General features: G+C 58.2%; 30 protein-coding genes and 1 pseudogene. 12 read left to right on the top strand and 19 right to left on the bottom strand.

The genetic code is table 11. The annotated features are described in order from the left end of the window. Window positions 1-98: 98 nt before the first annotated feature. Window positions 99-479 (top strand): annotated as a pseudogene (locus IB272_RS10675) (hypothetical protein); the annotation flags it as partial. 71 nt (window positions 480-550) lie between these two features. Here the strand turns inward: IB272_RS10675 and IB272_RS10680 are convergent. Together IB272_RS10680 and IB272_RS10685 are read right to left on the bottom strand one after the other, a co-directional pair. Continuing rightward, the gene (locus IB272_RS10680) at window positions 551-1,753 is read right to left on the bottom strand and encodes an integrase (protein ID WP_192444390.1); all 1,203 of its coding nucleotides are present in this window, start codon (window positions 1,751-1,753) and stop codon (window positions 551-553) included. Window positions 1,754-2,251: 498 nt separating this feature from the next. Further along, a complete protein-coding gene (locus tag IB272_RS10685) occupies window positions 2,252-2,584 on the bottom strand; it encodes a hypothetical protein (RefSeq protein ID WP_090301464.1) in 333 nt (110 codons plus the stop codon). A 127-nt stretch (window positions 2,585-2,711) separates the two neighbouring features. Here IB272_RS10685 and IB272_RS10690 point away from each other — a divergent pair, with 127 nt between their 5' ends. Then, window positions 2,712-3,293 (top strand): hypothetical protein, encoded by a 582-nt coding sequence (locus tag IB272_RS10690; RefSeq protein ID WP_192444391.1) that lies wholly within the window; start codon window positions 2,712-2,714, stop codon window positions 3,291-3,293. Between the two features lie 171 nt (window positions 3,294-3,464). Then, window positions 3,465-5,411, top strand: a complete 1,947-nt coding sequence (locus tag IB272_RS10695) for a hypothetical protein (protein ID WP_192444440.1) — start codon at window positions 3,465-3,467, stop codon at window positions 5,409-5,411. Window positions 5,412-5,482: 71 nt separating this feature from the next. Here IB272_RS10695 and IB272_RS10700 read toward each other — a convergent pair whose 3' ends face one another. Next, the gene (locus IB272_RS10700) at window positions 5,483-6,097 is read right to left on the bottom strand and encodes a hypothetical protein (RefSeq protein WP_192444392.1); all 615 of its coding nucleotides are present in this window, start codon (window positions 6,095-6,097) and stop codon (window positions 5,483-5,485) included. A 170-nt stretch (window positions 6,098-6,267) separates the two neighbouring features. On the opposite strand from IB272_RS10700, the gene IB272_RS10705 reads away from it, so the two are divergent. Beyond that, complete coding sequence (locus tag IB272_RS10705; RefSeq protein WP_192444441.1) at window positions 6,268-6,450, top strand: AlpA family phage regulatory protein; 183 nt, start codon at window positions 6,268-6,270, stop codon at window positions 6,448-6,450. A gap of 58 nt (window positions 6,451-6,508) precedes the next feature. After that, window positions 6,509-6,733: a hypothetical protein gene (locus IB272_RS10710; RefSeq protein WP_192444393.1), complete on the top strand. Its 225-nt coding sequence runs from the start codon at window positions 6,509-6,511 to the stop codon at window positions 6,731-6,733. 93 nt (window positions 6,734-6,826) lie between these two features. Here IB272_RS10710 and IB272_RS10715 read toward each other — a convergent pair whose 3' ends face one another. Beyond that, window positions 6,827-8,494, bottom strand: coding sequence for a hypothetical protein (locus tag IB272_RS10715; protein ID WP_192444394.1), 1,668 nt, complete (start codon window positions 8,492-8,494; stop codon window positions 6,827-6,829). 237 nt (window positions 8,495-8,731) lie between these two features. Here IB272_RS10715 and IB272_RS10720 point away from each other — a divergent pair, with 237 nt between their 5' ends. Then, a complete protein-coding gene (locus IB272_RS10720; RefSeq protein ID WP_192444395.1) occupies window positions 8,732-9,064 on the top strand; it encodes a hypothetical protein in 333 nt (110 codons plus the stop codon). Window positions 9,065-9,086: 22 nt separating this feature from the next. Further along, window positions 9,087-9,434: a hypothetical protein gene (locus tag IB272_RS10725; protein ID WP_192444396.1), complete on the top strand. Its 348-nt coding sequence runs from the start codon at window positions 9,087-9,089 to the stop codon at window positions 9,432-9,434. Window positions 9,435-9,442: 8 nt separating this feature from the next. Here IB272_RS10725 and ligD read toward each other — a convergent pair whose 3' ends face one another. Beyond that, complete coding sequence (gene ligD / locus IB272_RS10730) at window positions 9,443-10,375, bottom strand: non-homologous end-joining DNA ligase (protein ID WP_192444442.1); 933 nt, start codon at window positions 10,373-10,375, stop codon at window positions 9,443-9,445. Window positions 10,376-10,584: 209 nt separating this feature from the next. Between ligD and IB272_RS10735 the strand changes: the two genes are divergently transcribed. Then, window positions 10,585-11,184, top strand: coding sequence for a hypothetical protein (locus IB272_RS10735; protein WP_192444397.1), 600 nt, complete (start codon window positions 10,585-10,587; stop codon window positions 11,182-11,184). Window positions 11,185-11,245: 61 nt separating this feature from the next. Here IB272_RS10735 and IB272_RS10740 read toward each other — a convergent pair whose 3' ends face one another. Beyond that, a complete protein-coding gene (locus IB272_RS10740; protein WP_192444398.1) occupies window positions 11,246-11,479 on the bottom strand; it encodes a hypothetical protein in 234 nt (77 codons plus the stop codon). Window positions 11,480-11,580: 101 nt separating this feature from the next. On the opposite strand from IB272_RS10740, the gene IB272_RS10745 reads away from it, so the two are divergent. Then, a complete protein-coding gene (locus IB272_RS10745; protein WP_192444399.1) occupies window positions 11,581-11,871 on the top strand; it encodes a hypothetical protein in 291 nt (96 codons plus the stop codon). A gap of 79 nt (window positions 11,872-11,950) precedes the next feature. Continuing rightward, window positions 11,951-13,138 (top strand): DUF2971 domain-containing protein, encoded by a 1,188-nt coding sequence (locus IB272_RS10750; protein WP_192444400.1) that lies wholly within the window; start codon window positions 11,951-11,953, stop codon window positions 13,136-13,138. 103 nt (window positions 13,139-13,241) lie between these two features. Here the strand turns inward: IB272_RS10750 and IB272_RS10755 are convergent, their stop codons facing one another. The 5 genes from IB272_RS10755 to IB272_RS10775 all read right to left on the bottom strand — a co-directional run bounded on the left by IB272_RS10755 (window position 13,242) and on the right by IB272_RS10775 (window position 15,747). Beyond that, window positions 13,242-13,739 (bottom strand): hypothetical protein, encoded by a 498-nt coding sequence (locus IB272_RS10755; RefSeq protein WP_192444401.1) that lies wholly within the window; start codon window positions 13,737-13,739, stop codon window positions 13,242-13,244. 396 nt (window positions 13,740-14,135) lie between these two features. After that, window positions 14,136-14,447, bottom strand: coding sequence for a hypothetical protein (locus IB272_RS10760; RefSeq protein ID WP_348646781.1), 312 nt, complete (start codon window positions 14,445-14,447; stop codon window positions 14,136-14,138). A 117-nt stretch (window positions 14,448-14,564) separates the two neighbouring features. Next, complete coding sequence (locus IB272_RS10765) at window positions 14,565-14,822, bottom strand: hypothetical protein (RefSeq protein WP_348646782.1); 258 nt, start codon at window positions 14,820-14,822, stop codon at window positions 14,565-14,567. Then, window positions 14,819-15,019, bottom strand: a complete 201-nt coding sequence (locus IB272_RS10770; RefSeq protein WP_192444402.1) for a hypothetical protein — start codon at window positions 15,017-15,019, stop codon at window positions 14,819-14,821. Before IB272_RS10770 ends, IB272_RS10765 begins: the two co-directional genes overlap by 4 nt. Continuing rightward, window positions 15,016-15,747, bottom strand: coding sequence for a hypothetical protein (locus IB272_RS10775; protein WP_192444403.1), 732 nt, complete (start codon window positions 15,745-15,747; stop codon window positions 15,016-15,018). Before IB272_RS10775 ends, IB272_RS10770 begins: the two co-directional genes overlap by 4 nt. A gap of 185 nt (window positions 15,748-15,932) precedes the next feature. On the opposite strand from IB272_RS10775, the gene IB272_RS10780 reads away from it, so the two are divergent. Further along, entirely contained in the window at window positions 15,933-16,754 is an 822-nt protein-coding gene (locus IB272_RS10780; protein ID WP_192444404.1) for a toll/interleukin-1 receptor domain-containing protein, read from the top strand. An 11-nt stretch (window positions 16,755-16,765) separates the two neighbouring features. On the opposite strand, the gene IB272_RS10785 is transcribed toward IB272_RS10780, so the two are convergent. The 6 genes from IB272_RS10785 to IB272_RS10810 all read right to left on the bottom strand — a co-directional run bounded on the left by IB272_RS10785 (window position 16,766) and on the right by IB272_RS10810 (window position 25,424). Continuing rightward, on the bottom strand, window positions 16,766-18,955 hold the full coding sequence (locus tag IB272_RS10785) for a hypothetical protein (protein ID WP_192444405.1): 2,190 nt from the start codon (window positions 18,953-18,955) through the stop codon (window positions 16,766-16,768). Between the two features lie 87 nt (window positions 18,956-19,042). Beyond that, window positions 19,043-21,139, bottom strand: a complete 2,097-nt coding sequence (locus IB272_RS10790) for a hypothetical protein (protein WP_192444406.1) — start codon at window positions 21,137-21,139, stop codon at window positions 19,043-19,045. Window positions 21,140-21,152: 13 nt separating this feature from the next. After that, window positions 21,153-21,470, bottom strand: a complete 318-nt coding sequence (locus IB272_RS10795; protein ID WP_210339443.1) for a hypothetical protein — start codon at window positions 21,468-21,470, stop codon at window positions 21,153-21,155. Between the two features lie 80 nt (window positions 21,471-21,550). Next, window positions 21,551-22,126: a hypothetical protein gene (locus IB272_RS10800; RefSeq protein ID WP_192444408.1), complete on the bottom strand. Its 576-nt coding sequence runs from the start codon at window positions 22,124-22,126 to the stop codon at window positions 21,551-21,553. Window positions 22,127-22,140: 14 nt separating this feature from the next. Beyond that, a complete protein-coding gene (locus IB272_RS10805) occupies window positions 22,141-22,848 on the bottom strand; it encodes a hypothetical protein (RefSeq protein WP_192444409.1) in 708 nt (235 codons plus the stop codon). Further along, window positions 22,845-25,424, bottom strand: coding sequence for a phage tail length tape measure family protein (locus tag IB272_RS10810; protein WP_192444410.1), 2,580 nt, complete (start codon window positions 25,422-25,424; stop codon window positions 22,845-22,847). Before IB272_RS10810 ends, IB272_RS10805 begins: the two co-directional genes overlap by 4 nt. A gap of 59 nt (window positions 25,425-25,483) precedes the next feature. On the opposite strand from IB272_RS10810, the gene IB272_RS10815 reads away from it, so the two are divergent. Continuing rightward, complete coding sequence (locus tag IB272_RS10815; protein WP_192444411.1) at window positions 25,484-25,648, top strand: hypothetical protein; 165 nt, start codon at window positions 25,484-25,486, stop codon at window positions 25,646-25,648. Here the strand turns inward: IB272_RS10815 and IB272_RS10820 are convergent. Then, window positions 25,645-25,836, bottom strand: a complete 192-nt coding sequence (locus IB272_RS10820; protein ID WP_192444446.1) for a hypothetical protein — start codon at window positions 25,834-25,836, stop codon at window positions 25,645-25,647. The genes IB272_RS10815 and IB272_RS10820 overlap by 4 nt on opposite strands. A 38-nt stretch (window positions 25,837-25,874) precedes the next feature. Then, a complete protein-coding gene (locus tag IB272_RS10825) occupies window positions 25,875-26,216 on the bottom strand; it encodes a gene transfer agent family protein (protein WP_192444412.1) in 342 nt (113 codons plus the stop codon). Between the last annotated feature and the right edge of the window lie 2 nt (window positions 26,217-26,218).

The raw sequence follows: 26,218 nt of genomic DNA on the forward strand, positions 1-26,218 counted from the left end.
CTGACGGCGATTTTGTGCCATCGGCGGACGAGAGGACGTTTTTTCCGCAATTGCAGTTAGATAACTCGCCGGCCGCCAAGAAGGCGCCGGCACCCGAGGCGCACTATCACGGTCATCGCGATCGCCTCAGGGCGCGCTACCGCGAAAGCGGCGATGCCGCACTCGCCGACTACGAAATCCTGGAAATGTTGCTGTTTCGGCTGATCCCACGCAAGGATACCAAGCCGATCGCCAAGGCCCTGCTCGCCCGCTTCGGCACGCTCGCCGGTGTCTTCGGCGCCCCGATCGTGCTGTTGCAGGAGGTGAGCGGTATCGGCGAGGCCGTCGCCCTCGACCTCAAGCTGATCTCCACAATTGGTCACCGCACGCTGAAGAGCGAACTTCGCCAGAAGCAGCTTCTCTCGTCCTGGAGCGCCGTCATCGACTATTGCCACGCGGCGATGGCCTACGAGACGAAGGAACAGTTCCGCATCCTGTTTGCTCCTTCCATTTCTCGCATCAGTTTCAACTAGTTAGAAGAAACGTCCCCCAAACGTCCCTTGGACGTCCCCTATTCCGTGTTCCCCGTCCGTTTTGCCATCCGCACTTTCGCGACGCGACTCGTCTGCTCAAGTGTGCCGCGGTTATAGCGAGCGCTGGTCTGCCGGTTCTTGTGACCCGCGGATTTCATAACGTCTGTTTCGGCCGCACCGAGATCATAGGCCTCCGTGATGCCGCCCGCTCGTGCGTCCATGTTCCATACGTTTTTAGGAATGCTGGCTTCGTCGGCAACGTCGCGCCACCGCTGCGTGAATGTGCGATGCTTGTAGGGTTCCCCTGTCGTCTCAGCGATGATCATCGGACCAACGCGCTTGTCGGTCGGCACACGCTCGATTTCCTCGAGGATCATCGGATGAAGCTTTAGGTCGTGCTCAACCTCGAATCCCGTTTTGACGTGTTTCTTCCTGAGGATTAGTTTCTCGTCGATGTCCGACCACAGCAGCCCGTTCACCCAAATCGTGTCTTTGTGGCGGATGCCGCCCTCCGTACTGGTCGTGGGCTCCCATTCGCCAATCACGTCTTTCTGCCGCATCGTGAGCGAGAACTGCAGCGCCGTCGCAAGCGCGATGGCGTGGTAGCCGAGCTCATGCGCCTTCGCGCGAACGGCAGTGACGTGGTCCTCCGTCAGGACGGACTTTCGTGCCGGTGGCGTCTTGAAACGGATCTTGCCGAGAATGGCATCCGCCCTGAAGCAGTCTTCGTATCCAAGCGTCACGCCGTAGCTGATCAACTGGCGCACTGCGTCAATCGTGTGTTTTGCACGCCACGGCCTCGCCGGCATGCCATCTTCCTTAGGAAGCGCCCACGAAGCATGCCAGCGCTTAAAGTCGGGACCTAGCAGACTTCCAATTTGGCGCGGGCCGACTGTGCGCTCGATGATTTCGAGAGACTGCAGGAAACTGGCCCGGCTGTTCCATTTCATTGTTTGGAATGGAGAGTCGTCGTTCACCTGGAAAAGGCTCGACAAGCTTTTTATCGTGCCGTCGTACCCAGGCGCGGAAGCTCCGCCCCGCGCTGCCCATGCGAGCATTTCGGCCTGTAGGATTTGGCATTTAGAGGCAAGCTGAATCCGGCCTTCCGGTGTCTCCGGATAATGAAGGCGGATACTCGACGGCCGATACCCGCGCTTCACGAGGTCAGCGCGGGCCATCCAGTACTCGCGGACAGTACCGTCCTTATTGCTCTTCCGTTTCAGGCCAGGGGCGTCGGTCAATTCCAATTCTCCATTCCATCGGCGGCGGTTGGAAGGAAGCGCTGCCCTAACCCGTGGCGCCGATCGAGAAACTCGCGCACCGCCGGCCAGTAGCGGCAACCAGTCAACGGCTCGATACGCGGCAGTCCCTCCTTTTCCCAAACAGCAGCGAGAGCTGCCCATTGAGTTTTGCACTTTGGGCCTAACACTCGAGCAGCGATGGCTGCCTCAGATAGATAAAGAGGCGAATTGTCATTAGCGGCAGTGCGCATTTGGCCTCCGTCATTGACGTTGCGCTGTGGTGGGAAATACCGGCCGGCGCGCTGCTGGTGTGGGCGCAGGTGGTGATCGCGCCGGCCATTGGTGTCTCGTAAAAGGGCCGTCCGCTCTTCGCCGTGTCCAAGCAACGAGCGCGCCTCGGCCCCGACCCTTTCGGATCTACCCCGCGGGGGTCTAAATAAAAGGCCCCGTCGCCAACGAGGCGCCTGGGGCAAGTTGCCCGCGCAGCGGGCAGTGAACTCAAGAGGCCTGTAGGGCCTCGGCCGCGTTCTTCAGGAAATGGACTTGGGCGCAGAGCTCATCAAACCCAAGCTGGTCGCGGAGGTGGATCTCGTGCAAATCCTCCATCGCGTGGATGTTCCGGAACACTTCGTCGACGAGCGTCACTGCGATCTTCGCCATCATCTGGACGTCGTAAACTTCGCTCCGCCAGGGGTGGTGCGGGCGGCCGTCATCGGCGCCCTGCACGTTGTTCGATAACCCCGCCTCACCGGCCGAGCGTCTTAATCTAAGGCCTTCATCGTGTTCGACTGCGATGGCTGGCTGCGGTCTTAATCTGCGAACGTTGGTCATGCTGGGCTCCTCGTGTTGACTGCAATAATCTTTTAATGCGCTTTATACGAAATAGAGTCAACCATAAAATGCGTAGCGCGCAAAATAAAATAATGGTACGAGAGCCGGACTTAACCGAGAGATGAAGATGGCCACCCCGAAAGAACTAGTCGCCAAGATCGCTGACCTAACCGGCGTGCCCGAGGGCACAGTAATCTTGCATGACCGAAATCTGCTAAACGCCGGGTTGCGAAGCGAAGGCCTGCGCGGGCGTGGCAAGTCGGTGGTGACCTATCTCGACGCCGCGAATCTGTTGATAGCCGTAGCCGGCAGTCGAAACGTCAAGGATAGCGCCAAGACCGTGCGCGACTACGCCGACCTAAAGGCGTCCACCGCGCTATCCTTCGATGTTGGCGGCCAAGATGTCGCGCGAGGAGAAACCTTTGCTGATGCCCTCGCCGCACTGCTTGAAGCCGTCCCCGCTTCCCGCGAGGACTTTGCGGGTGATGACGCTGCATGGATCGACGTCTCACTCTTCGGACCTAGTCCAAGGGCTGTGATCGAGTATCAGAAGCGAGGCGCCAAGGATGTTGTCAAGCTGCAGTATGATCGCGCTTGGAAGCGCGGCGAAGCGAAACCGGGAGCCGCTGATTTGCAGTTCATCGCGAAGTTTAGCCAAGCCACGATCGGCCACGTAGGAGAGCTCCTGCGCGGCGACCCAATCGAATAACATATTGATATTATTTTACAAATTTGTCAAAGACCCGCTTTCTTTGCTATTGACGAGCCGCATCAGATAGATCAATCACCCCGCCTCGAACAACCAAGAGGCGATCCGGACGTGAAGCAGCCAATCATCCCAAAGCCAAGGAAGACGCGCACGGCCGCGCAAGCGCATGCCGTGGCTTTAACTGAATCGACACACGCCCGACGAAAACGCGGCCAGAAACCGCGCCCGATCGTCGAGTTCCCAGAACCTCTATTCGATGAATGGGACGACCCCGCAACTTTCACCGAGTCACTTCAGCTTCATATGCGGAGGCATGGCGACACCTGCTGGCACCTGCACAAAGCCATCACTCACCCCGGAGAGGCATTCAATCGCAAAACGATCGTTGTTTGGTTCAATGGAGAAAAACCGCCCCGGAGCGTTCAGAGCCTCGAGATGCTTGGGCGTATCGAGCGCCGCTATCGACTTCCGGTCGGTTACTTCAAAAGCAAGTTGCCAAACCCGATGCGCGCAGCCAAAGGACATAATGTCGGCAAAGATATCGGGGATGCCGAGCGCCGGCGCCTTGCCTGGCACCTACCCGACGACTTCAACTCCCTTCCATTCGGAAAACGAGAAGAGATCATTGCATGGGTGCGGCGTGTTATTATCAGCGGCACGACCGAATATCGCCGATTCCAATCGGCGGCGATCAAGCAGCGATATGCGATTCGGTTCCCTGTCCTTACCGGCCGTTCAGTTTCACCTGTTTGGGATATCGAAGACGAGGAACCGAACACCGTCGACCCTGACCTTTTGTCCGGCAGTCTCGATGCACCCGCGAGCGTGGCGGCCGAGATGGAAGGTCTTATCCGGTTCAAGACGACCACGCTCACAGACCTGGGGTTCCAGCGAAATGGTGTTTGGGGCGAGGAAACTGCCGCACAGAAGATCGAACATCTTGGATTGATGTTCGGTGCATTGTCAGCGTCACCGGACGAAGGCGTGCGGGGTTACGGACTTCCCTTTGAGCGCCTAACATTCGCCCTGCTGGCCTTCCCTGGCGTGTGGGATTGGTACCTGCGTTGGCGCGAGCACCGCCGCGGGTTTTATACGACCTGGGAAGTGAACATGCTGGCCGTTGCCCTTGCCCTGACGCGCAAGGAGACAGGCTGGCTCCGTCAGCACCCGGAGTTGCTCAAGCGTGTCCGACCGATTGCAGGGCTGATCTCCGAATCGGAGATCACGGCCGCGTCCAATGATTGGCATGCCTACTGCGACAACTTCTATCGCCACCTCACCAACCGAATGAAGGAAATCCAACGCGTAGCGCGGGTTCACCGAGATCCGTTCGAACCAATCATGTGCGTGCTAGAGACCGATAGCCCACTCTCGGAGTACCGAAAGATCACCGACGAGATACTCGCTCGGATGCCCGATGAGAAAAGGCATCCGCGAGCCGCGGCCGAGGCCGTGCGGTCGTTTCTCCTGCTGCGGCTGGGCCTGCACCTCGGGCTCAGGCAAAAAAATCTACGGCAACTGCTCGTATGCCCTCGAGGTCGGCTTCCAACAACAGAGCGCCGCTTAGAGGATTTGAAATGCGGTGAGCTACGGTGGAGCGATCGAGAGAACGGCTGGGAAGTGCTGATCCCGTCGAATGCTTTCAAGAATGCAAGCTCCTCGTTCTTCGGTCAGAAGCCGTTCCGCTTGGTCCTGCCAGACCTATTGGACCTGTATGATTACATCGACGCCTACGTGAGCCGGCATAGAGCCGCGCTCTTGGGCGAAGTCGCCGATCCAGGCACATTCTTCGTCAAGACGACGAAATCGAACACCAAGGATGCGTCTTACGACAGTTCGTCTTTCTACGAAGCCTGGCGGCTTACGATTCAACGCTACGGCATCTACAACCCATACACCGGCCGTGGAGCAATCAAGGGGCTTCTCCCGCATGGGCCGCATAACGTGCGCGACGTCTTGGCTACCCACATCTTGAAGAAAACCGGCTCCTACGAGCAGGCGAGTTACGCGATTCAGGATACGCCCGAGATGATCCGGAGCCACTATGGTCGGTTCCTGCCTGAAGATAAGGCCGCGCTCGCAGCACGGATATTGAACGAAGTCTGGATGGCGGCGTGAAGCGGTCGCAAAGACTCCAAGGTGGCCGGCCTGGAGTCTTTGGCCGTAAGCTCAACCGTCTCAGGATTGCGCTAGTCTCTGAGAAATACACGAGCCGTGACGTGAGGATGGACACACATCTGAACTTTGTTGCCACCCAGTAGTTGTCCGTTTCCAAACCTTGCAAAGTCGTCGATCCAAATCCAGCCCCAAGGGGCAGCGATGTTGTGCGCGACTTGGTCTCCTAAAACCCAAGAGTAGTCACCGCCTCCGCTCTGGCGAGTCCAGCCGTAACGTCCCGCGTAGCGGCCTCGCTTACCGTACGTATCGTCTGACCACTCTGTTGCTATATGCTCGTCGATCATCCGCATTTGATCGTAGGGATCAAGCTCATGCTGCATTATTAACCTGATTGTGCCCCCGTCAACGTCCAGCATCTGCTGCGGCATCTCAAAAACGCGGCAGAAGTACGTATAGATATCTTCGCCACCCAATGGGAATGCTGCAATGGTTCCAGGGTGGGTCTTAGGGTCCACAGTGAGCGCATTTGCTCCGTCGAGGTCTTGGACTTCGACAGCGATACTTTTTGTCTTCGGATCGATAACTATGCCCCCAAATCCTTCATTGATTGGATTTTCTTGTGCCAGCGCAGACGTAACCGTCGACATCAGTGAAAGCGCAATAAGAATTGTCCTTCCATGCGACATAGGTTCCTCCCTGACCTGATTTGAAAGAAGAGGCTAAAGTAACAATTTCCCACAACTTTGTATTGTTCCCATATAGGGCTAAACTTCTGCACTAAAATAACCAATCTAGGCGAGTAATTTATGGCCAATGCACTATGAATAATCGCCGACCCGACCCCATCCTTATTCCCATGAAAGAGGTCTGCGCGCTGACCAGTCTCTCGCGCACCATGGTCAACCGCCTGCGAGTTGCCGGCCGATTTCCGGAGGCGGTCGAACTCGGCGACCGCCGGGTGGCGTTCGTGCGCTCGGAAGTGCTGGCGTGGATTGACGAGAGGATCGCGGGGCGATCGTCTCCCCCTCGGCGACGTTGACCTCACTAATCAGCTAAAATAGCGTCGAATGGCGCCCCCGACCTTATCCGGACACACTATGCTTCCGAACATCATCTACGAGGTCCAACTCCCAGGCCAAACTCGCACGCGTCCTATGGTGGGCACCGGCGAGGATATTCGGGATTATCTGAGTTCCCAAGGAGTGAACGCGGCGGTTGCCATCGGGGCGGCCGGCTCTATCGTCTTCGATCTTTCCATCATGCGCGAGACCACCTTCGCATACGAGGGCATCTGGATCGCCGCCCGGCTTCCTCGACCATAGATAGAGCATCGACCTAGCCAGTCCCCTGTTGCTTCCTGAGCTGCGCACTGCAGGACCACAACGATGCCAGAACAAGACCGCCGCGGACCTATTCTACTTACATTCTTGAAGGCCGTTCGTATCCGCCGCTTGATCGGAGAAAATCTCGGTCAGATCCTCGCTCCAACTCACCACCTTGAGACCACCTGAAAAGGACTTGAAATAGTAGTTGCTCCACCAATAGGTACCCTCGCCTGTGCAGAGCCCAACCGCTAACGCCGCATCGTCAACAATCCTTACCTGGCTGAAGTCGCAGCTCATCTCGTACCCGGACATAGACACGTAGCGATCTGCTGCGAACTTGAAACTCGTTGGAACGTTCGTGCACGAATTCTCGTAGGTTTCCACATGAGAACCATATCCCTTCGCACTCGTGAGCTTTGCAAAGAACGCGACCGTCGGTTGATCGAGATTAGCGTCGATATTGTATCCCCACGCTGCCAGCCTCGTCTCAATCGACTCGGTCACGGTGCTGAACTCGCGCTTGGTTTTGCAGTCTGGAGGATTGCATGTCCTGCCGACTTCATCGGGTTTCCGCGCTAGCACAGACGGCTGAACACCCTGGAGCACTTGGTGATACGCCCCAACATTGGCCGCGGCACCCAAAAGGCCAGCAATCTGGCCGTCAGTCGATTGCTGGCTGTTTTGCCACGCGGTGAGCGTCTTTATCAGTTCAGACCTCAAGTGCTTTTGAAAGCGCGCCTCTCGCGTAACATCTGCGAATTCTCCATTGCGAAGGGAGAGGATACGAGGAGGAGGCATGGATCCGGCGTATCCACTAAACGCATAGAGGAAACGCTGGTCAACGGTATCAATCTCGAACATGGCGTCGCCGTCGATATCGGAAACGCGCAGACCATCTCCGTCGAAATTTCCGATTGGCACCTGTTTGATCCCGCCATCCCTGGCCACGGCGGCGATTACTTCCGTGCAGCAGTGAGCGCCCCCGGAATAGGAGCCGAACACCAAACTCGGTCCCGATCCATCGAACGGGAACACGCCGAGGTAGCCCAGCCCTGACCTCTCTGCGCCGGCACCCTCCAATTTCAGAACGTCGCTGGCCTTCCCGTCGTAGGAGACCTTCAAATAGACTGTAGACGTTCCGTCAATATTCTCTTGGTTCCGCAGCTCAGCGGTCCACTGCTCACCTTTAAAGGTCTTACCGTAGTCCTCATGCGTCCATTCCCTCAGCTCCCGAAAGGGCAACTGGGCCGGCATTTGCGGCTCGTACGCGCCGGCGTCCCGCTTCTTTGCACACTCCTCAAGAAGGGCAAGCGCCTTGCTCGACCCCTTCAGCGAGTAAGGACCGTACGCAACGCCCTCAACCTCGAGCCGAAATCGCCCGGCGGCGCCAAGTGCTCGAATGAACTCATCAGCCGGACCAGCGAGGCGCAGACCATAGCTCGCATTTCCGCCATTGAAGCCTAGCATCTCCCCTCGCCAGCCACGGCCATCAGTTCTGACCGTCACCGGATATTGCTTCTCATCCTCAACCCATGAGAGTCTTTTGCTACCAAAAACTAGCTGAAGACCATCCGTTTTCTGGAAAAAGAAGAGCCCTTCCAGCGACTTCGGTGCCGCAATGCAGGTAGATCGCTCGGACTCGTATGCGACGGACCAGCCAGCACTTTCGCCTACCGTGATTGTGTCTGCACTCGCTGAGCTGCACGCAACAGCGAGTGCGAGCGCGGCCACGCTCAGGTTGATCATAAAGCGATTCATTTGATGCCCCCCGACATATACTCGACCGTAAGACGAGTGATCGAGAGGATGCAAGTGCCGAACGAAAGAAACGCCTGTCCCGCCGCTCAATCGAGGGGCGAACGTACTGTAGCGGCCCCTTAAAATAACCGTGGATTGAGCATCCAAAAAATCAACCCTGCATAGGGCGCCCTTCCCTCAGCCGCGGCAGCATGCTTACCTGCACTCGGGCTGATTTAGTTAAGACTGAGGGAAATTATGAAAGTTCGTTATGCCGTGCTGGCCGTCGCGCTGGCTGCTTCTTCGTGCGCAAAGCGTCCGGACGCGATTGTACCGGTCGACATTCCGATGGCCGCCTACTCAAATCAGAGCTGCCAGGGCCTGGCACAAGAGCTCGTTAAGGAGCAATCGACGCTCTCGAGCCTTTCGAAGCAGCAGCACGACGCAGCAACCGGCGACGCCATGGGCGTCTTCCTGATCGGCGTACCGATGTCGAGCACGTTCGGCGGCGATAAAGAAGGCCAGGTTGCCGTGTCGAAGGGTAAGGTGACGGCTATCGAATCTTCGCTGAAGGCTAAGGGATGTAAGTAGGCGAATCGCCGGCGGGATAGATATGAAGAAGGACTTCCTTTTGCGGCTTGGCAACACGGTTGACGCCATCTGCGCGTCGCCGCGTGTCACTGGATACCTGATAGGCTACTCGTCTAAGGGTTCATCGCGTTTTGCCGCCTACCGTCCTCACGGCTTTCAGCATTTCGTAATTCTAGCGGACGGATTGGCCCAGAAAGATGCCCTCGATCTGGAAGAGCATTTGCACATGCGGATTGAGAGCGACCAATCTGCGCTCTCATACCAAAAATATCGCGAGAAAAGCCGCGGTAAACACCATCGAAGCTCGGGCGGGGTGACTTCCGAGAAGGGCAACAACCACTCCGTCTACATGGCATGGTGGGAGGAGTGATTTAGGGGCTAACCATCCGGCGGAACCTCATACACCTTCGATGGCCCCTCCATCTCACGCACGCCCTTGAACGATGGATGCCGCAGCTTTCCGTCTTGCGTCCAGGCTCGATACTCGACCTCGGCCACAAAAATGGGCTCCACAAAGATCGCGCCCTTACGTTTCAGAGCGACCGGTGGCGCCTTCGCCGGGATCGCGTCGAGCAATTCGCGAAGCTGCACCGATTCCTTATTGCTCCATCCGGTACCGCAGCCACCGACATAGACGAGGTCGTCGCCCTTCCTCGCGGCCAGCAGCAGCCGACCGATCGCGCTAGGCACTGTTGACGGCTCGTAGCCCACGATTACAAAGGTGTCTCGCCGAACGCATTTTATCTTCAGCCATTCGGGCCGGCGTCCCGATCGATACGGCGCGTCCCGCCGCTTGGCGATGATCCCTTCGAGCCCCATGTTGCAAGCGATTTTGTAGAACTCGGCGCCGTCGGCGTGCACCTCCTCGGAGAAGCGGATCGCACCAGTCCTGCCAGAGACGATCGGTTCGAGAAGTTGCCGACGTTCAGCAAGCGGCATCATCCGGAGGTCCTGGCCATCGAGATAGAGAAGATCGAAGGCAAAGAAGATAATCTCGCTCGGCTCGTGCAGGCTGGGCTTCTTGCCGGCGGCGCGCTGCAACAGCCCGAAATCCGACCTCCCGTGGTCGTCGAGAACGACCGCCTCGCCATCGAGGATCATGGAGGCGTGCCCGAGCTCGCGCGCCTCGGCCACGATCAGGCCGAACTTCTTGGTCCAGTCGTAGCCGCCGCGCGTGATCGCCCTCACCTCGCCTGGCTCGACATGGACGGCAAGCCGGTACCCGTCCCACTTCACCTCATAGGCCCACTCCGGGCCTTTGGGTGGGTTATCGACGAGGGTCGCAACGCAGGGATCAACGCGCCGCGGCATCGGCTCGGGCAACGTTGCGGGAACAGATTTCTTTCCGGGTGTTTTAGTCATCGCGCATTAAAGCACGAGATGGCGAAAACGTTCCTCACCTAGTAACAACGGACCTATGAACTGGAGCAGTTGGGCGCGCATTTCGAGCGCTTGACACCTCCGGCCTGGGAGCCCAAACACTAATTCTCTGTACGACACAGGTAAGGGGATCGGCGGTATTGACTTTGCAGTGGGTGGGTATCGACGGGACCACGCCTATCTCGGCGACGAACGAGGAATTTGCACAACTTCGCGAGTGGCTGCGCGTCGATGGCAAATTGGAGAGCCGGATCTCTAATTTGTTCTGGCGCGACATGTATGAAGGGTACACTCGGCGCTCGCTCAATTGTAACGCTGTCCTAGACGCAGTGAGCAACCTCGAACGCGGCGAAAGGCATAGTGGCGTGAAGCCCGCCTCCCGATTCAGGAATCCACCGCTGAAGGGGCTTTGGCACAAACACTATTACTCCGCGCAAGCGTTATCCAACAATGTGTTCCTTCAACTCAGCACGAAAGGAGGTATGAAGCGTTTATCGGACGACATTTCGGGTGGAGGGAAGACGGCCTTACAGATTGCCACTAGGACGGTCCTCGGATCTCTTTCTGATCGGAGTTCAGCAGGGAAGCTAACCGGCGAGTGGGTGATCTTCGCTAAATTCGGCAACGAGAACTACTATCTCTCGCTAGGAGAGCACAGGATTGATGATCAGATTCAGTACAATCGGATCATCAAGTACTGCATCCATGATTTCCCCGATCTCAAACAGTGGCTGACATAGGTCTCCCCTCGGTCCGGGAAATACTGGACGTACCGCGCTCCGGCCTACTTCCTTTCAATAATCACTTCTTCAGCGCGATCTCAGCGAGCGTTCCTAGAGCGAGTCCAATCAAGATCGCGTAGAGGCCATCATTGATAGCATCCCCACTCGATGCACTCCCCGGTGCATAGCGAGCCAGAGCTTCATGATATGGGCCAATGACGTTCATTGCGATCAGCAAGCCAGTGCCAGCCCGCAGAACACCGGCAACCAGGGCCAGCACAGCGACAATCCTGGCAAGCCCTGCAATCCACATATCAACTCCCCCACACGCGCGTTTGCATCGATACCACAGAGCCAGGTCGCCGGGAAGTTGCTGGGATTGACGTCACCCCGCAGCGCTATACCCTGTGCCCCATGTCACTCACCACCGCCTTCATCGCTGAGCTCGTACGGGCGGCCAACCACGTCGAGCACCTGACTAACTTCGAAAAGCGCCGGCTGCTCGAGCGCTCTGTCGTGACGATCCGTGAAATGCGGGAGCAGGTGGGAATTCCAGGGAGCAAGACCGCGGCGGACGCGGTGATCGATCTGCAGACGACCGCCGGGGGAATCGAAAGGCGGAGTGCTGACGAGGTGAAGGCAGCACTTCTCGATGCGGCTGAGATGATCCGGGTTCTGAAGATTATCTTGGATGGAAAGGAGTAAATTAGCTTCGCGCGTAAGGGTTGTTAAATCTGCATCTTCTCGCTAGGGATTCAAATGATCGTTTTTGAGAGCTTTGAAGATGTCAAAGATCCGCTTGGAAGCAGTGTCGACCAGTTTGGCGCAGACGTACGGTCGATTGGTCCAAACCGATGATGCTGATGTTTTGTTCAAGGGTGACGGACCGGATGATCTGTTATGTTCGCAATGCGAGTATTTGATCGGGCGCAACATTCAGACGCCCATTCGAATTCTTAACGGGGTCGTGCAATGTCGAAGGTGCGGTGTTCATCTGCATCTTCGAAGGCCGTCGCGCTACGACCAGCCTGTGTCTATGATCGCATCGACTCCCCAACTGACTACCGGGAAATATTTGCGTGAAATTCCGACGGATGCAGCGCCAAAGCTTTTCACCGAGGCAACTTGCCTCTGGAGATCGTCGCAAGAAGAAGTACCAAACCTCCTTTATCACTATACCAATGTCGCTGGGCTGCAAGGAATAATCGGCAACTCAGAGATTTGGTCGTCCGACGTATCTTTTCTTAACGACGCGTCCGAACTCCAGTACGCGTTTTCTATGGTTTCGGAGGTCGTTCAGGAAATATCCGGCACCTTTACATCCGAAGCACGTTCGATGTTGGCGTTTTCATCGGACGTCGAAACACTACAATCCGCTGAAAGCTCCGTACACGCCATTTGCTTTTGCGAGGACAATGACCTCTTGAGCCAATGGCGCGCCTATGGCAACGCCACGGAGGGGTACTGCTTGGGATTTGAATCCAAGCAATTGAACCAGATAGGCACCTTACTCAAGGTATGCTACGACCCCGTCCAGCAGAAGCGAATGATCGCACAGACGATCGAGGCTTTCGGCCGAAGCTTCGATCTAAAACTTTCCCAGGGGGCGCCGGCCGGCGATCTGATCCCCCTGTACGCGCCGATGCTGCAATCGATTCTCAGTAATTACGCGGTGTCATTCAAACACCCGAGTTTCCATGAAGAAAACGAATGGCGAATTGTGGCGGTTACCCAGAGAGACGAAGATCTCGATCGCTTTCATTTTAGAACAGTGAATCAACGACTGGTGCCCTACACCAAACGATCCTTTGAAAGCTCCGAGCCGCCAGCGCCCAGACTGCCACTTGTTTCCGTTACCCAGGGACCGACTCTCACGCCACAACTCAATGCGAAATCTCTACACCTTTTCCTCGAAAAAACCGGCTACGCTCATGTGGAACTTCTGGGCAGCTCGTCGCCTCTAAGGGCGTGACGGCCGCGCGACACCGCAACGGACTCCCAGAAAACAAAAAAGCCCCGCTCACCGGTGAAGGCAAGCGGGGCTAGATTAGGTGCGTGCTGGGTGGGGTTCGCCTCTAAGCGACTGCTCGAAGTTTCTTGTGCCGCTCTTCGATCTTGTCGTTGCAACGGCGCACAAAGCGAGCGCGAACCACCTCAGTGAGAGTAACGCGCTGCCTTTTGCGAAGCCACCGCGACACATCTACCCAATCCCACAACGGGCTTTCAGAGGTCACGCGCGCTACCGGCAAAGGAAAACCCTGGCCTCGCTCACCTTTGGCATATTGAGTCACGGCCGCTCGCGTCAAGTCCGCCCGCTCGGCTATGTCGGACAAGCTAACCAGATAATCTGGCTCGACTCTCTCTACCGAGGCGCCTGCATCCTGCACGCTGCCGATCGCGGAATTCACCGCATGCGCAAAATTCCGCGCTTCCCGATCGAACTCCAACAAGATTGCGCCACGAGCAAAGGTAATCGTTGCATCATCGCAACCAGCGTTGAAGAAGCGATCTTCGAAATCTTCTGCTTCTGGATCCAACCCGGAGGCTATGATCGTGAATTGGAAGTTTTTCATTTTTCCGCTCCTCAGTGAGAACATCTTTTCCCGGCGCGAATCAGCGCCTTCGCGTGTTCTTCTGGACGTCTAGGTGTTGACCAAACCGAAACCTGACAACCGTTCCTATCGTTGTGAGGGCACAGCATCCTGCCCCAACAATGCGCACTTGCGCCCGGTTTCTTGTATGTCCATTTCAGTTCTTCGAGGTAAGCTAAAGCCGCCTCAATCTCCTTGGTCGGGTGTTGCGGCCTACTCACTTGATGGCCTCAACATGATATCACTGTTAACAGATGTCAACACCAGTAAGTTCCATATAGAGGGCGGATGGTTAAATTTTTCCTTCCACTATCATGCACTCAACCAGATAGCGATCTCTAATACACGTTTCGCGCACCAACTCACAAGTTGCTCGCCTCACCCGACCCTTGTCGTTCGCGGCTTCGCTTGATTCTCAACGATGCGGTCGACTCGCAGCGTCATGTTGTCGACGGCGTCTTTCACGCCGCTGATGGATGCCAGGATCTGCTCGGTGGTTTCACGCAATCCCTGCTTGGAAACGTAGTGCTCGGCGACGCGCAGTTTAAAGCTGGCCAGGTCATCTAGCGCTTTCTCGCCTTTGGCAGACGCCTCTTTGGTCTTCCCCTCGATGCGCCACCAGACGCCGGACACGATGCCGAGCAAGCCGACAAAGAACAGGATCTGCTCCCACGTGATGGCGCCGCTCACGGCTTCACCCCGCAAAGTTTCTCTAGCTTGGAATTCTCGGCCAGGATCTGGCGCTTGGTGCCTTCCGTCATCTTGTCTTCGACCGACGGCCTAACAGGGCGCGCAACGTCGCAGTAGCTACCGGCCGTCACGCAGCCACTTACTGAGAGCGCGATCAACATCGTCGCCCCCCATGTTTTGAACTTCATCTTCGACGCCCCTCGCCTGTTTGATGGCTTTCGCGTTTGCCTTAGCCTGCTCCGCCTTGGCATCATCCTTGCCGCTGGAGCGTCCATAGAAAAAGGCACCCGCGACGATCGCGAGCGCCATGCCGACCGGTGCCAGCCAGCCGGTGATGCGGGACCAGATGCCCGCGAACAGTGCGCCGAATATCACGTCGGATGCCCCACCTTGCGCGCCCACTGCCACCAGCTTAGGGGGATAGCAGCAACAAGCGCGGCAATGCCGGCCTCGAGCGAGGCAGCAACGGCGGGGTCGTCGGTGATCATCGACCTGACTTCCTCGCCAATGTAGCCGGATCCGTAGAGCCAGCCGGCGATCATGTAGAGAGCGATGCGAATCCAGACGGTCATTTCTTGCCTCCCTTGAGAAGCGCCAGCAGGAAGCGGCCGAGCGCGGCCCAGAAGCCGGCGGTGGCAGGTGGGGTCGGTGAAGTGGGCTTGGTGGCGTCATAGCCAGCGGTGCGCAGCGCCGCTTCAAAAGCGCGGCCATATTTATCGATGCGCGCGCCGTTCGCCTTCACGTCACCGTTGATGATCGCGCGCGAGGCTGCATAGCGGTAGCCGTCGGCGGAGTCGTAGTCCTTCAGGCGCTTGCCGGTGAAGATGCCGCCGATCATGCCGTCAAAGAGGATGCGGATGGCCACAGGCATTTTACCCGCGTCGTCAGGCACACCCGCTATGCCAAATCTGGCATAGTTCTCGCGCCCGGTGATCTGTGCGAGACCCCTTCCCCGGAAAAGCCATCCGTCTCCCGAGTCGACGTTGCCGAGCCTACCGCCATAGACCTTGTTCGCAAGCCTCTGCGGGCTGTTGGCGTACGGAGCGGCCGCCGCGAGCGTTGGGAATCGACTGGGCCAAACTTCCGTCAGCCGCTTTGCCGAGTAGTTGAGGTTTTCACTGACCGGCTGAAACTGGCCGCCGGTCTCGTGGTGCGCTTCGGCCAGGATTGCGGCCAGGTGCTGCAACGGCGTGCCGCGGTGCTCGGCTTCGTCGAGGATAGCGTCGATGCCCCGCACTTGTGCTTTCTTGCTGATGGACAAGGGCGAGCGCACCGCCGCGAAGAATTTCGCGCGGTCCATGGTGGTCTCCTAAAATTGTGATGGTTGGCATCGCTTTAGGCATCGCTCGCCGGCGCAGGGCATAGCGAAGGACCTCGCGCCAGTTACGGGGCCATCGCGTGGCCTTGTAGGGTGGGTGGTCAAGCTACCCCTATGTACCGAGAATATGGATTATCGGTGCAATTTAGGATAGCAATACGATAGTCTTGACCATCGAGGGCAATATGAAGATTTTTCTCAGCCATACGCATGCCGATAAGCCCGTCGTCGAACCAATAGCGTTGCGCTTGCGGGAGATTTTCGGTCAAGAGAATGTCTTTTACGACTCCTGGTCGATTCAGCCAGGTGACGGAATCCTCAAGAAGATGAATGAGGGATTATCTGCGCCCGACTATGTTTTCTTCTTCGTTTCTGAGGAAAGCCTCAAGAGCAAGATGGTCGAGATGGAGTGGCAAAATGCCCTTTATGCTTCGACGAAGGGACGAGTTCGTATCATCCCGATCCGCGTAGACGGCAGCAGCATGCCACCGCTGTTGCTACAAAACCTCTGGATCGATCTATACTCTCAGGGTGTCGAGGCGACACTGCATCAGATTGTGAACGTGGCACAGGGACAGAACACGTTTGTTCCTCAACATCAGCAGTTCTCGAATCTGACTTACTCACTCACCCAACAGGGGTCGGTGGCGACCGTAACCATTGTCGCCTCGCATCTCATGGAGCCCAAAGCGTCGTTCGCCATAGGAACCAGGCACAATGAACGGGAACTCGAATGCAAGCTTGTAGGCAACGTCCCATTCATAGCTGGTTACGTGCCGAGCGTAGGCAAGACTGAAGATGGTGTACCGTTCAACGTATTTACAATCAGCCGTTTAGGGGATCCAGTCACGCCGAAGAACCCGCTTCGGATTGAACTCCGAAATAGAGAGCCGTCGAAGCAAGTGGTAATAGTCAATGTCCTGCACAACGTGGGTGAGGACATGTGGCAGCCGGTGCCCTTTAAGGCGCCGGCAAAAACGCCCGCATAAGTGGCCCGATCCTACCCGCGGAAAAGCGGATGTTTCGCTTCCCAATGAATGAACCCACTACTGGCGCTGTCGATCGTCACGGTGAAGGTCGTCGACGTCGTGGCTGTCACCCTTGGATTGGCGCCGGCGGCGAGACCCACGCCTGGCCTTACGATGATGTCGTAGTCGTTTGGCTGAACGGGCAGGCCGTGGCTGACGACTACGGTCGTCGACGCGGAGAAGGCAATTGAACCGCGCTTCACAACGTCAAAACCCTTTCCGCTCCGGACACGTCCGTTGGCAGCCGCGGGCGAACCATTCGTCATCTGAGTGGTATTGCCGGTGAAGCTACCGGGATCCACCAGGTAATAATCAACGTTCGCGCCGATGATGATCCCTGTACCGTTGCCAAGCAGGCCATCGCCGGCGCCGCAGACATCTGGCGCCAGAGTTATGTGAGACGCATTGTCACCGATGGACAGACCAGCCCCGACATTCTGAGCAAAGCTGCCTCCGCGCACATGAACGTTCTTCACGGCACCGGAGGTCACCAGACCGGCATCGTTCAACACGCCCTTGCAGTTCTCGAAGATGAAGCCGTCGACAGCTCCGCTGCTCAGCCGCTGGATGATCACCCCCTGCTGCGTGTGGCCGCCGAACCACGAGCCCTTGGCAGTGCATCGTGTGATAATCCCTGTTCCCGCCGAGCGAGCCCAGAGGCCGCGGACCGCACTATCAAGGTAGCTGTCGTTGATCTCGACCGAGGCAACGACCTTACCGTTAGCCACATCCAGGAACACGCAAGTACCCGCTCGGAGCAACTGCGCCGAGTTTAACTGGATGTCGCCGACCTCCTTAATGTAGACGCCGTACGTGGGCTGAAGGCCCGGATCATTGAGCGAGTAGGGATTCCTGATCTGGTGATTGAACCCGCCTACGACAGTGATCAGTGCCCCAGTGCAACTATAGAGCTTTACGAGATCGATGTCGCACCGGTTGTTGGTGTTCACCACTATCGGGTCGAGCAACTCGAAGAATGCACATTCTGATAGTCGATGGTACGAGCCGGCCGGGGCGTTGCCTTCCGCAGGGCCAAACCGAACGACATGGCCGCCGCTACGGGCGAGACCCGCGGCTTTTGTGAAAAGTATGCGGCGAAGGTTGATGTCGCTTCCTTCGACGATGACGATATCGTTTGTGGCGTGGGAAACTTCGATGCACGAGAGACCGAGGCTGTCAGAGCCCTCCCAGGTCTGACTGTCTCGCGCCGTAACCTGAGAGATCTTGTATTTCTTCTTCGCCCCGAAGAGCACCTTGTCGTCGGCGTCGATCGCACGTTGCATGGCCGCCGTGTCTTGCGCGATGGTCGATGCCGGAGTGCCGATCTGCTCTGGCGTTACCCCGAGCCCTTGAGTGAAATACTCGGGCATCGCACCGCGAAGGCGATTGACATAATAGAACTTCACCGAAGCCGCGTTCGTCCGATCGTCCGTATAATCAATGTTCTGAGACTCCGCGCCAGGCTGCAGAGCGGTCGCAGCAAGGCCGATAAGGGAAACGGCATCAGCTGCCGCGTCCTCTGCCGCCGCCTGTGCCGCTTCCGCGGCAGCCTGAGCCGCCTCTGCTGCAGCCACAATCGCGCTAGACACCTGGTCATTGAATAGCCGAAACGTCGACCCAGAAACGATGCCGAGCACGATCATACCGGCAACGAGACCGCCAGCCGCGACGTTGTTGCCGGTGTTCGTCTTAATCGTCAGTGCCGAACCGCCATTGAACGAGATCGTGACCGGGCTTGCCGTGTTGGCCTCGAAGATGTTCGTCCAAACAAGCGCCGAACTCAAAACCGGGATCGACGTTGTCGCCTGAATCGCGTTCGCCGTGCCCGCCCCTGCATCGCTCGCGATAATGAACGAGAACGGTAGGTCGCTGACGCGCGTCCACGAACCGGTGCCAGAGCCGCCAATCTTGCGGTAGATGCCGTTATTGGCGACGGTGGCGTCGCCCAGCACCCACGCCATTGTGTTGGCCGCGTAGTTCAGGCTGGCATCAAGGCTGGCCTTGGAAGCGAAGATCAGCCCGCCGTTCGACAGGAAGGCATTGATAATTGCCTCATAGCCGCCGAGAAGCTGGCGAATCTCCGACTTCTTGGGCTTTTTGGCGCCGGAAGACGGCACGCCATCGGTTTCGTAGTCGCGAAACACAGTTGCTGCGGTCGCCATGCTTTCTCCATAAAAAGAAAGCCCGCGCGCTGGCGGGCCAAAGAAACTAGAAGGTGGTTGGCTTGCTACCGCCGAGCGGCAGCGTCGTCAGGTGACGACGAACGAGCCTGTTGCGACTGCCGACGCCGGTACGCCGGAGGGATTGATCGCCCGCAGCCACGCGTAGTAGGTGCCAGGCGCCAAGGACGTCACGACGCGAAGGTCGACGGCGCTCGGAGGTCCGTATTCAGTCGCAGCGAGAGTTGCTGTGCCGAGATTATTCACCGTGTTGATGTAGATGCGGCAGGCGAAGTAGTTAGCGCTGTTCGGCGCGGTCCACTGGAAGGTCGCTTGGCCGGCAGCCGGCGTCACGCCAACCGCAGTAACCACGCCAGGCGCGACCGGGTCGGCCGTAGCGGTAAGGGTAATATACGACGTCCAAGCGGATGACGTGCCACCGCCCCATGCTCTCAGCCGAACTGTGTACTGCTCGCCGTCAACCAGATAGGCGGATCGAACCTGAACGGCGCCGGCCTGAGAGAATACCGACTGCACGCCGGTAGACCCCGACACGCGGTCGTATTCCATCTCATAGGTGAGCACGTCGGATACAAAGTCCCACGTTCCTAGGATGAAGGCGGCAGTAGACCCGCCCGTCACGACCTCTGTTTGAATGGTGGGCGAGAACCCCGTTGGCGTCGGTACGCCGCCAGGTGGCAATGGTTCGACCGATTCCCCTGGCTCCCCCTCCTCTGTGGCCGCATTGAACGCGTACAGTGACGGCGTTACCAGAATGCCAGAGAACGATATCCGCATGTTGCGCAGGTCGATCGTAACGCTCGAGGTGATCTCGACCACCGCCTCCGCTAAGCCTCGCGATGGGTAGTGAACCCGCACGAACCGCCGGTACGGCAAATTGCGGATGCCCTCGGCGGTGTAATCTGCAACGATCGAGACCTTGCGGGCATTGGCGCGAATGAACGTCAGCTTCTGCTTGCGCTGGCAGTGGTTGTGGCTCTGGATCGCCGCATTATCGAATGTGCGCGTGCGCTCCGTGTTGTCGTCGACGACAGCGTACGGATCGCCATAGATCGCCGCGTCCTCCGTGACATAATCCTTTGCGGTATTGACGTACCGCCCGCGGACACCGAGCACTGTGTTGGCGCGCCGCTTGTTCTTGTCCACTCGGATGCTGAAGACGCTATCGGCGGTAAGTCTGACGTCAGGAGCCACGTATTCGCCGGCATGGACGCCGATGGTGCCGTCGGCGCGCTCGTAGACGACCATTTCAGCGGCCTCGTCCATGATGCGTCCGACCTCGATCGGGTCGTTGCTGGCCCGAAACCAAAACCCGCCGTTGTAGCGCTTTTCGGTTCCGCCAGTTCGGTTCGTGACGTTCTGGTCGCAGACGTTGGCCGCATTGATCCAGTCAGGCAGATACATCGCGCTGTAGGCCATCTTTCCGCCAACTGGGTGACAGAGATGCCAAAGGCGCATCAGCGCCAGGTTTCGCGAGAACTCCCACGTATTCGGGTCGGTGTAGCGGTGTGAACCTGATCCACCCTGCGTACTGTCCTTGCGGGGATCATAAAGCAGCGCGCCATCACCGACGGCCGAATGCTCTGGCATCTGGTTAGGGAAGACGTCTAGGTGCTTCTTCTGGTCGACGGTGCTGACTCGCATGTAGACAGACGCAAGCCCGTCTCCGCGACAGTTATTGTCCCAGATTGTCGGAAACGCCGTCACTACGTCCGAATAGGCCGTCTCGGCATTGACGCCGTTGTGGGCCAAGATTTTGACCGCAGTGCCGAAATGCGCCGGTGACGTGACCGTGCCGCTGCCGTTGATCGTGACCTTCTCGTCATGCAGGTAATGCTGGACAAGGCCTTGGATACGGTGACCGGCCCAGACGATGATGTGGTAGGCCTTGCCGCCAGTCTCCTCGAGGAAGACGTAGTCGCCGCCCTTTTTGGCGCTTCCCAGAACATACGCAAGAGACGGCACGCTCTGCTTGAGATTGTAGCTTCCGTCGTCAGGCTTCGGCACCTTCGGCTTCTCAACGAGAAAACTCTGAAGGGCCGCGGCGCCAAACGCCAGGCCGCCGTAAAGCAGTGCCGACGTGCCGAGATAGAGAGCGTTGGCCGCGCCCACGCTCGTCGCGATCGACGATACGATCAGCGCGATGGTGTCGATGATGCCGGGCAAGTCGCCCTCCGATTTAGATTGTCCAGACGGCCAGCGTTTGTGCCGTCATGCGGCCGAAACTGCCGTGCATGCGCACGAGCCAGCCGCTGCCATCGTGAATGGCGCCGAATTGCCGCTTGATGTTCGTTGGGCTGCCGATCACGCCGATGTCGCCGGCCAACGGGTGCTGGATGCGTTTGCCGCTAGCCGGGATGCAGGAAGCCACCAGCGGCACTACGCCGCCGTGTGCGGCAATGATCTGCCGAAAGCCTTCGTCGCTATCGTAGGCGTCGCGCAGGTGCACCGCTGGATCCGGATGGCGTAACCACACCGCCCAGTCGGCCAGCACCATGCAACAATCCACCTCGCCTGGCCGCCAAGGGCGGGCGTTGTTGTCAGCGATGAACGATTGCAGCAGGTTGTGACGGTCCGCTACCAGTTGGGCCATTTTATAGACTGGTCACGCATCAGCGGGACTCGCTTGCAAAACTCATCGTCGGCCGCAGACGGATTCATTAAAGAAGAGCGAGCCCGCTGGTCGACGTCGGAAAGGACGGCGCCGTTGGTGACGGTTCTCAGCGTGAAGCGGTTCGTCACCTCAAGATTGACGATCGACTTGATGCCGTCCTCGGTGGATTCATCGGCAACGTCGAGGTTGTCGATCTCGCCAGTGAAGACGACAATCGGCTCACCGTCAGGCTGCTCGAACTCGTCCAGGATCTGCAACTTGACTACGAACGGCGAGCCTTGAACGCTCGTCGTCTCGTCGTAGTCCCATATGCTGTCTGCAACTGATTGACTGATCGAGATCAGCGACAGCGCGAGCGTGAACGCCTCGCCGTTGATGGCTGCCTCAATCGACTGCAGCGCGTCCTCAGTGAACTGCGCCGGCCGATAGAAGTTGCCATCGCCATCGACGAACGTGCCGCCTGAGCCGTCCCAGACGCGAATGGGGTCTTCCCCCGGCAACATGACGTCGCAGAGGATGCGTAGCGATTTGATTGCCATTCACCCTCCGGCGACTATGTCGCGTTCCAATAATCCACGGCTTCCACGAAGCTGACCGACGGCGAGGAGAACTTGCCGACGGCGTTCTGGTCGATGTCCATGCCGCGGTCCTCCGCCAAGTGGCAAAGGCACGTCGGCTGGTCGAACTCGAGATCGGCGCCAGCGGGAATGAGCTCCCGCACAGACGGCGAAATCGGAACAGTCCAGATGTCGCCATCAACACTGGTCACCGGGCCGGTCTCATAGAGGGCGTGATTGTACGAAAATCTGGCACCCACAAGGTTGGCTGCGGCGTTGATGATCCGCAACCGAATCGACGTAGCGCCGACATCAGTCACGCCGTCAGTCACGACCGAAATGGCGCCCTGCACATAGGGCGTATCGTCATCGAACGGCGCGTCGTCGCTGTGCTCGGTGTCGATCACCGGCTCAAACTTGCCGGAGGCATACGGTGCGGAAAGCGACGAGCGGACGCGGACAGCGATCAGACCAGAGCGACCGCCCAGTTTTTGCCGGATTGCATTCCAGGTCTGCCAGGCGGCTCGGTTGCGATTTTGTAGGACTATCCCGGAATAAGATACCTCCCAAAAACCCAAATCCGTCCGAGTGGTGGGTTGGACGCCGCCTAGAGTGCGACCGCCGCTCCTTGTGAAGGGCACCAAATCCGCCGATGCGGTTTGGGGAGTTAATGTGCAGAGCGGCCAAACTATCACGTCGCTCATCTCCACTCCCCTCCCGCTTTTTGCTGCTGGTACTTCGCGACTGCGGCAGGTGCCTGTTGGTTGGCGGCCGAGACGATCTTGGGGCTTGCCGAAGCGACTTCCTGCTGGCTCACGCTCTTAACGTAAGCCTGGAGTTGCCCGTCATTATCGACGCTAACACCCACCTGCACCTGAACGGCCTGCTGGCCGCCCATCTTGGTGCCGCGAGGCAGAACGACCTCGCCGCGTTGCAGGATGGCCGGAACCTCGCCAGGCTGAAGGCCCGCGACGCCGCCAGTGTGGTAGCGCTTGGCGCCGGCGAATGTTGAAGGCGAGACCGAGCGACCATGACCGTAGCCATCGCTGCCAGCCACGCCGCCCTTGTGCAGGATGCCGGGAATGAGGAACCCGCCGAGCAGGCCTCCCCCACCACCTCCACCGAACAGGCCGCCGCCAGAGAACAACGAGTTAAGGCCGATCTCGATTATCTTATCGAGAACCTTGTTCAGGGCGTTGCTCAGCGCCTCGGCTGCAGATGCCCCGTTGCGCATATCGCTGATGAAGCCGCCAACAACTTCCTGGCCGAGACCAGAAAACTGCTTTGCCGCGTCAACGGCCTTTTGCTGCGAATCCTTCAGCCTGTCACTGGCCGACGAAGCTTTCGCGTAGTTTTCGGCTAGACCCTCGATCTGCGTTCGCAGTTCCGGGGTGATTTCAAGCCCTGCGCGCTGAGCCTCAGACAGCAACTGCTGCTGAATTCTCGCTTTTTCAACGGCATAGCCGTAATCGTTCACAAGCGGATTTAACCTAGCCTGCGCCTCGTATTCTGCATTTAGCGCGGCGATGCGCGCTTGGATCTGCTGCACATCGCCCTGGAAGAGCTCCGCCGGCGTCTTCTTGCCGCCACCGAGCCCAGCCTCTGACATCGAAATGCCAGTTCCGGATAGGAACGATTGTGCCTCTTCGTTGCGGCGCCGCTTGTTTATCCCGCCGTTGTCGCTGCCGAGCGCGGAGATCGCGTTTGCTACTGCTTCAGCTCCGCCACCGCTCTCTATCGCCGCAACGATGCGCTTAGGTAGCGAGCCATAGTTGTAAGCGATGCTGGTGAGTGCAGCCTGCTGAGCCTCATTGAGGCTGTTCCAGGTGTCGACGCCGATTGCCTTCTGGATTCCATCTTGGAACTCCACCAGACGGCGCTCAAGGTCGCGCTGCGCATCCGCCAGAGTGACGACAGTGTCTTTGGTGACCTCCTCGATCTGGCCGTTGGCGCGCGTGACTGTGTCGCTGCCGAAGCCCACGCGGAAAGCGTTCTCGTCCCACTTCGCTTTGGCAATGAAGCCCTCGAAGCCCTTTACCATCTGCGCCGCGGCGCTTTCGCCGGCGACACGATATTTCTCTTCACCCGCACGAAACGTGTTGAGCTCGTCGGCATTCAGGAACTGTCCGCCGCCGGAGAAGATCGGCGACAACTGGCCGAGAGGCGTTTTGTTTACCTGCTCTTGTAGCGATGAGAAATTCTTCGCGTATTCCGCTGTCTTCTGGATCGCCTGCGTTATAGCCGGAAGAAGCTCGTTCTTGAACTTTCCCGCGATCGTACTGACAGCGTCGCCGCCGGCAGTACCCATACCGAGCGCTGCAGCGGTCATGGCAGCAAACGCTGCCTTGCCTTCTTCACTCGTCAGGTTGAGTTGCTTCAGCCTTCGCTGCGTCTCCTCAAGCGCGTCTTGCACTGGGAAGAGTTCTTGCGCGAGCTTTCTTGCTTCTGCCGCCGCTTCACGGACAGGCTGCGGCGCGTCCTTGGCGTTCTCAAGCTTCACCATCTCGGCGGCAAATTCACGAAGCGCCGGAACTTGCTGCTCCAACAGGGTCATTGCCCTATTGGTCTGATCAATTATATCGCCGCCACCGAACTCCGAAGCGGGAATGTTGCGAAGTCCACGAGTGACGTCTTCGAAAGTGCTTTCCGCGGTCTTCGCCAGATCCCCAAACTTGTCCTTGAGCTTCTGGAGTTCGACTTGTTTTGTGGCGTCAGAGTATTCCTTAACGCCCTTCTCAGCGATGCCCCACGCTTCATCAAAAGACTTGATGACGTTGGCGTGTTCTTTCAATAGCGCCTCGGAGTCGGGAACTCCTGAGTTAAGCGTTGTCAGATATTGGACAGCGGCGCCGGTGAGGCCAATCAACGCAAACGACGCCAGCGACACCGGGCTCACCATTGAGGCGAAGGCGCCGCCAAGCGTCTTGATCGCCCCGACGATGCCGCCGCCAGTTCCGTTGAAAACCTGGGCGACCTGGCTACCCTGCTGAACCATGATCGTGAAAGGCGACGTACCGGAGGCAAGCCCCATCGCGATGTCGTTCAACTGAAACGACAGGTTGGATACGGCGGCGCTCGACTGCCGGGTGGCTGTCGTTGCTCGCCGCGAGCCCTGCTCAAAGCTCCGAGCAACGTTGTCATTCGCCTTCTGGAAGGACTTTTCAACGTTGCCGGCCGTATCTCCGGCCCTCCTGGCAATGGCCGCCAGTTGTTTCTCGAACTTGGCCTGCGTCGCCTCGATCGAGACTAACAGACGCGCGGTATCGTCATTTGCGGCCATTATTCACCTGTGTGGACAGAGTTGGCGCAATCTGGGATAGTGCGCATAAAGAGGTAGCCATGGACGGTTGGCTTAAGGCATTGATCGCGTGCGCTTGCGCCGTAATCATCATCGGCGGTGGGTACTTGGCGTTCGCAGAGTACGACGCCAAGTATTCCAGCGCTGCGCGCACGAATGCGCTGCTCGATCAGAATCGCCAGACGCTGGAGCGCCTTAGCGACTAGAAGCCTACGATCCCCAAATCAGCAGCAGCAGCATCGCTCATAGGCGGAGGCGCCTGCTCTTCTGTCTGGTTGGCTTTGCGATGGCCTTCGTAGCAGCAATCGAACTCCCAAAAAGTGCATTCATCAACCTGCCGCGGCGTCATGCCCATCACGATGCCGGCGGCGTAGTATGCTGACCAGCGGGTCATGCCGTTCGGTAGCGGGTCCGGTCTTACTCCGTTCCCGCCTACGACTCCCCCGACTGATCACCACCGGGCTTGTCTGCACTATTGCCCATGATGAAGCGCTGCAACACGTCGGCCGCGGGAACGGCGAGCGCATAAGGGCTGGAGACGTCAAGCGCCGCATCAACCGCCCTCTGCGCGTCGCGCTCAGACATGCCAGCACCAATGAGGCCGAGCCTCAAAGGAGCGATCACGTCATCGATCTTCCAAGCCGAGGACAAAAGCCTCATCAGGACCACAGCACAACCGGCGTCGCACTTCTGCTCGATCGCGCGAAGCTCGCCGATACCCAGGCGGAAAGCATGCTCCCCGCCTGGCCAAACAATCTCCTCTGAGCCACGCATCT

Origin of the sequence: Ensifer sp. ENS08 (genome assembly GCF_014852195.1) — a bacterium.
In the GTDB taxonomy this organism is placed as follows: domain Bacteria; phylum Pseudomonadota; class Alphaproteobacteria; order Rhizobiales; family Rhizobiaceae; genus Ensifer; species Ensifer adhaerens.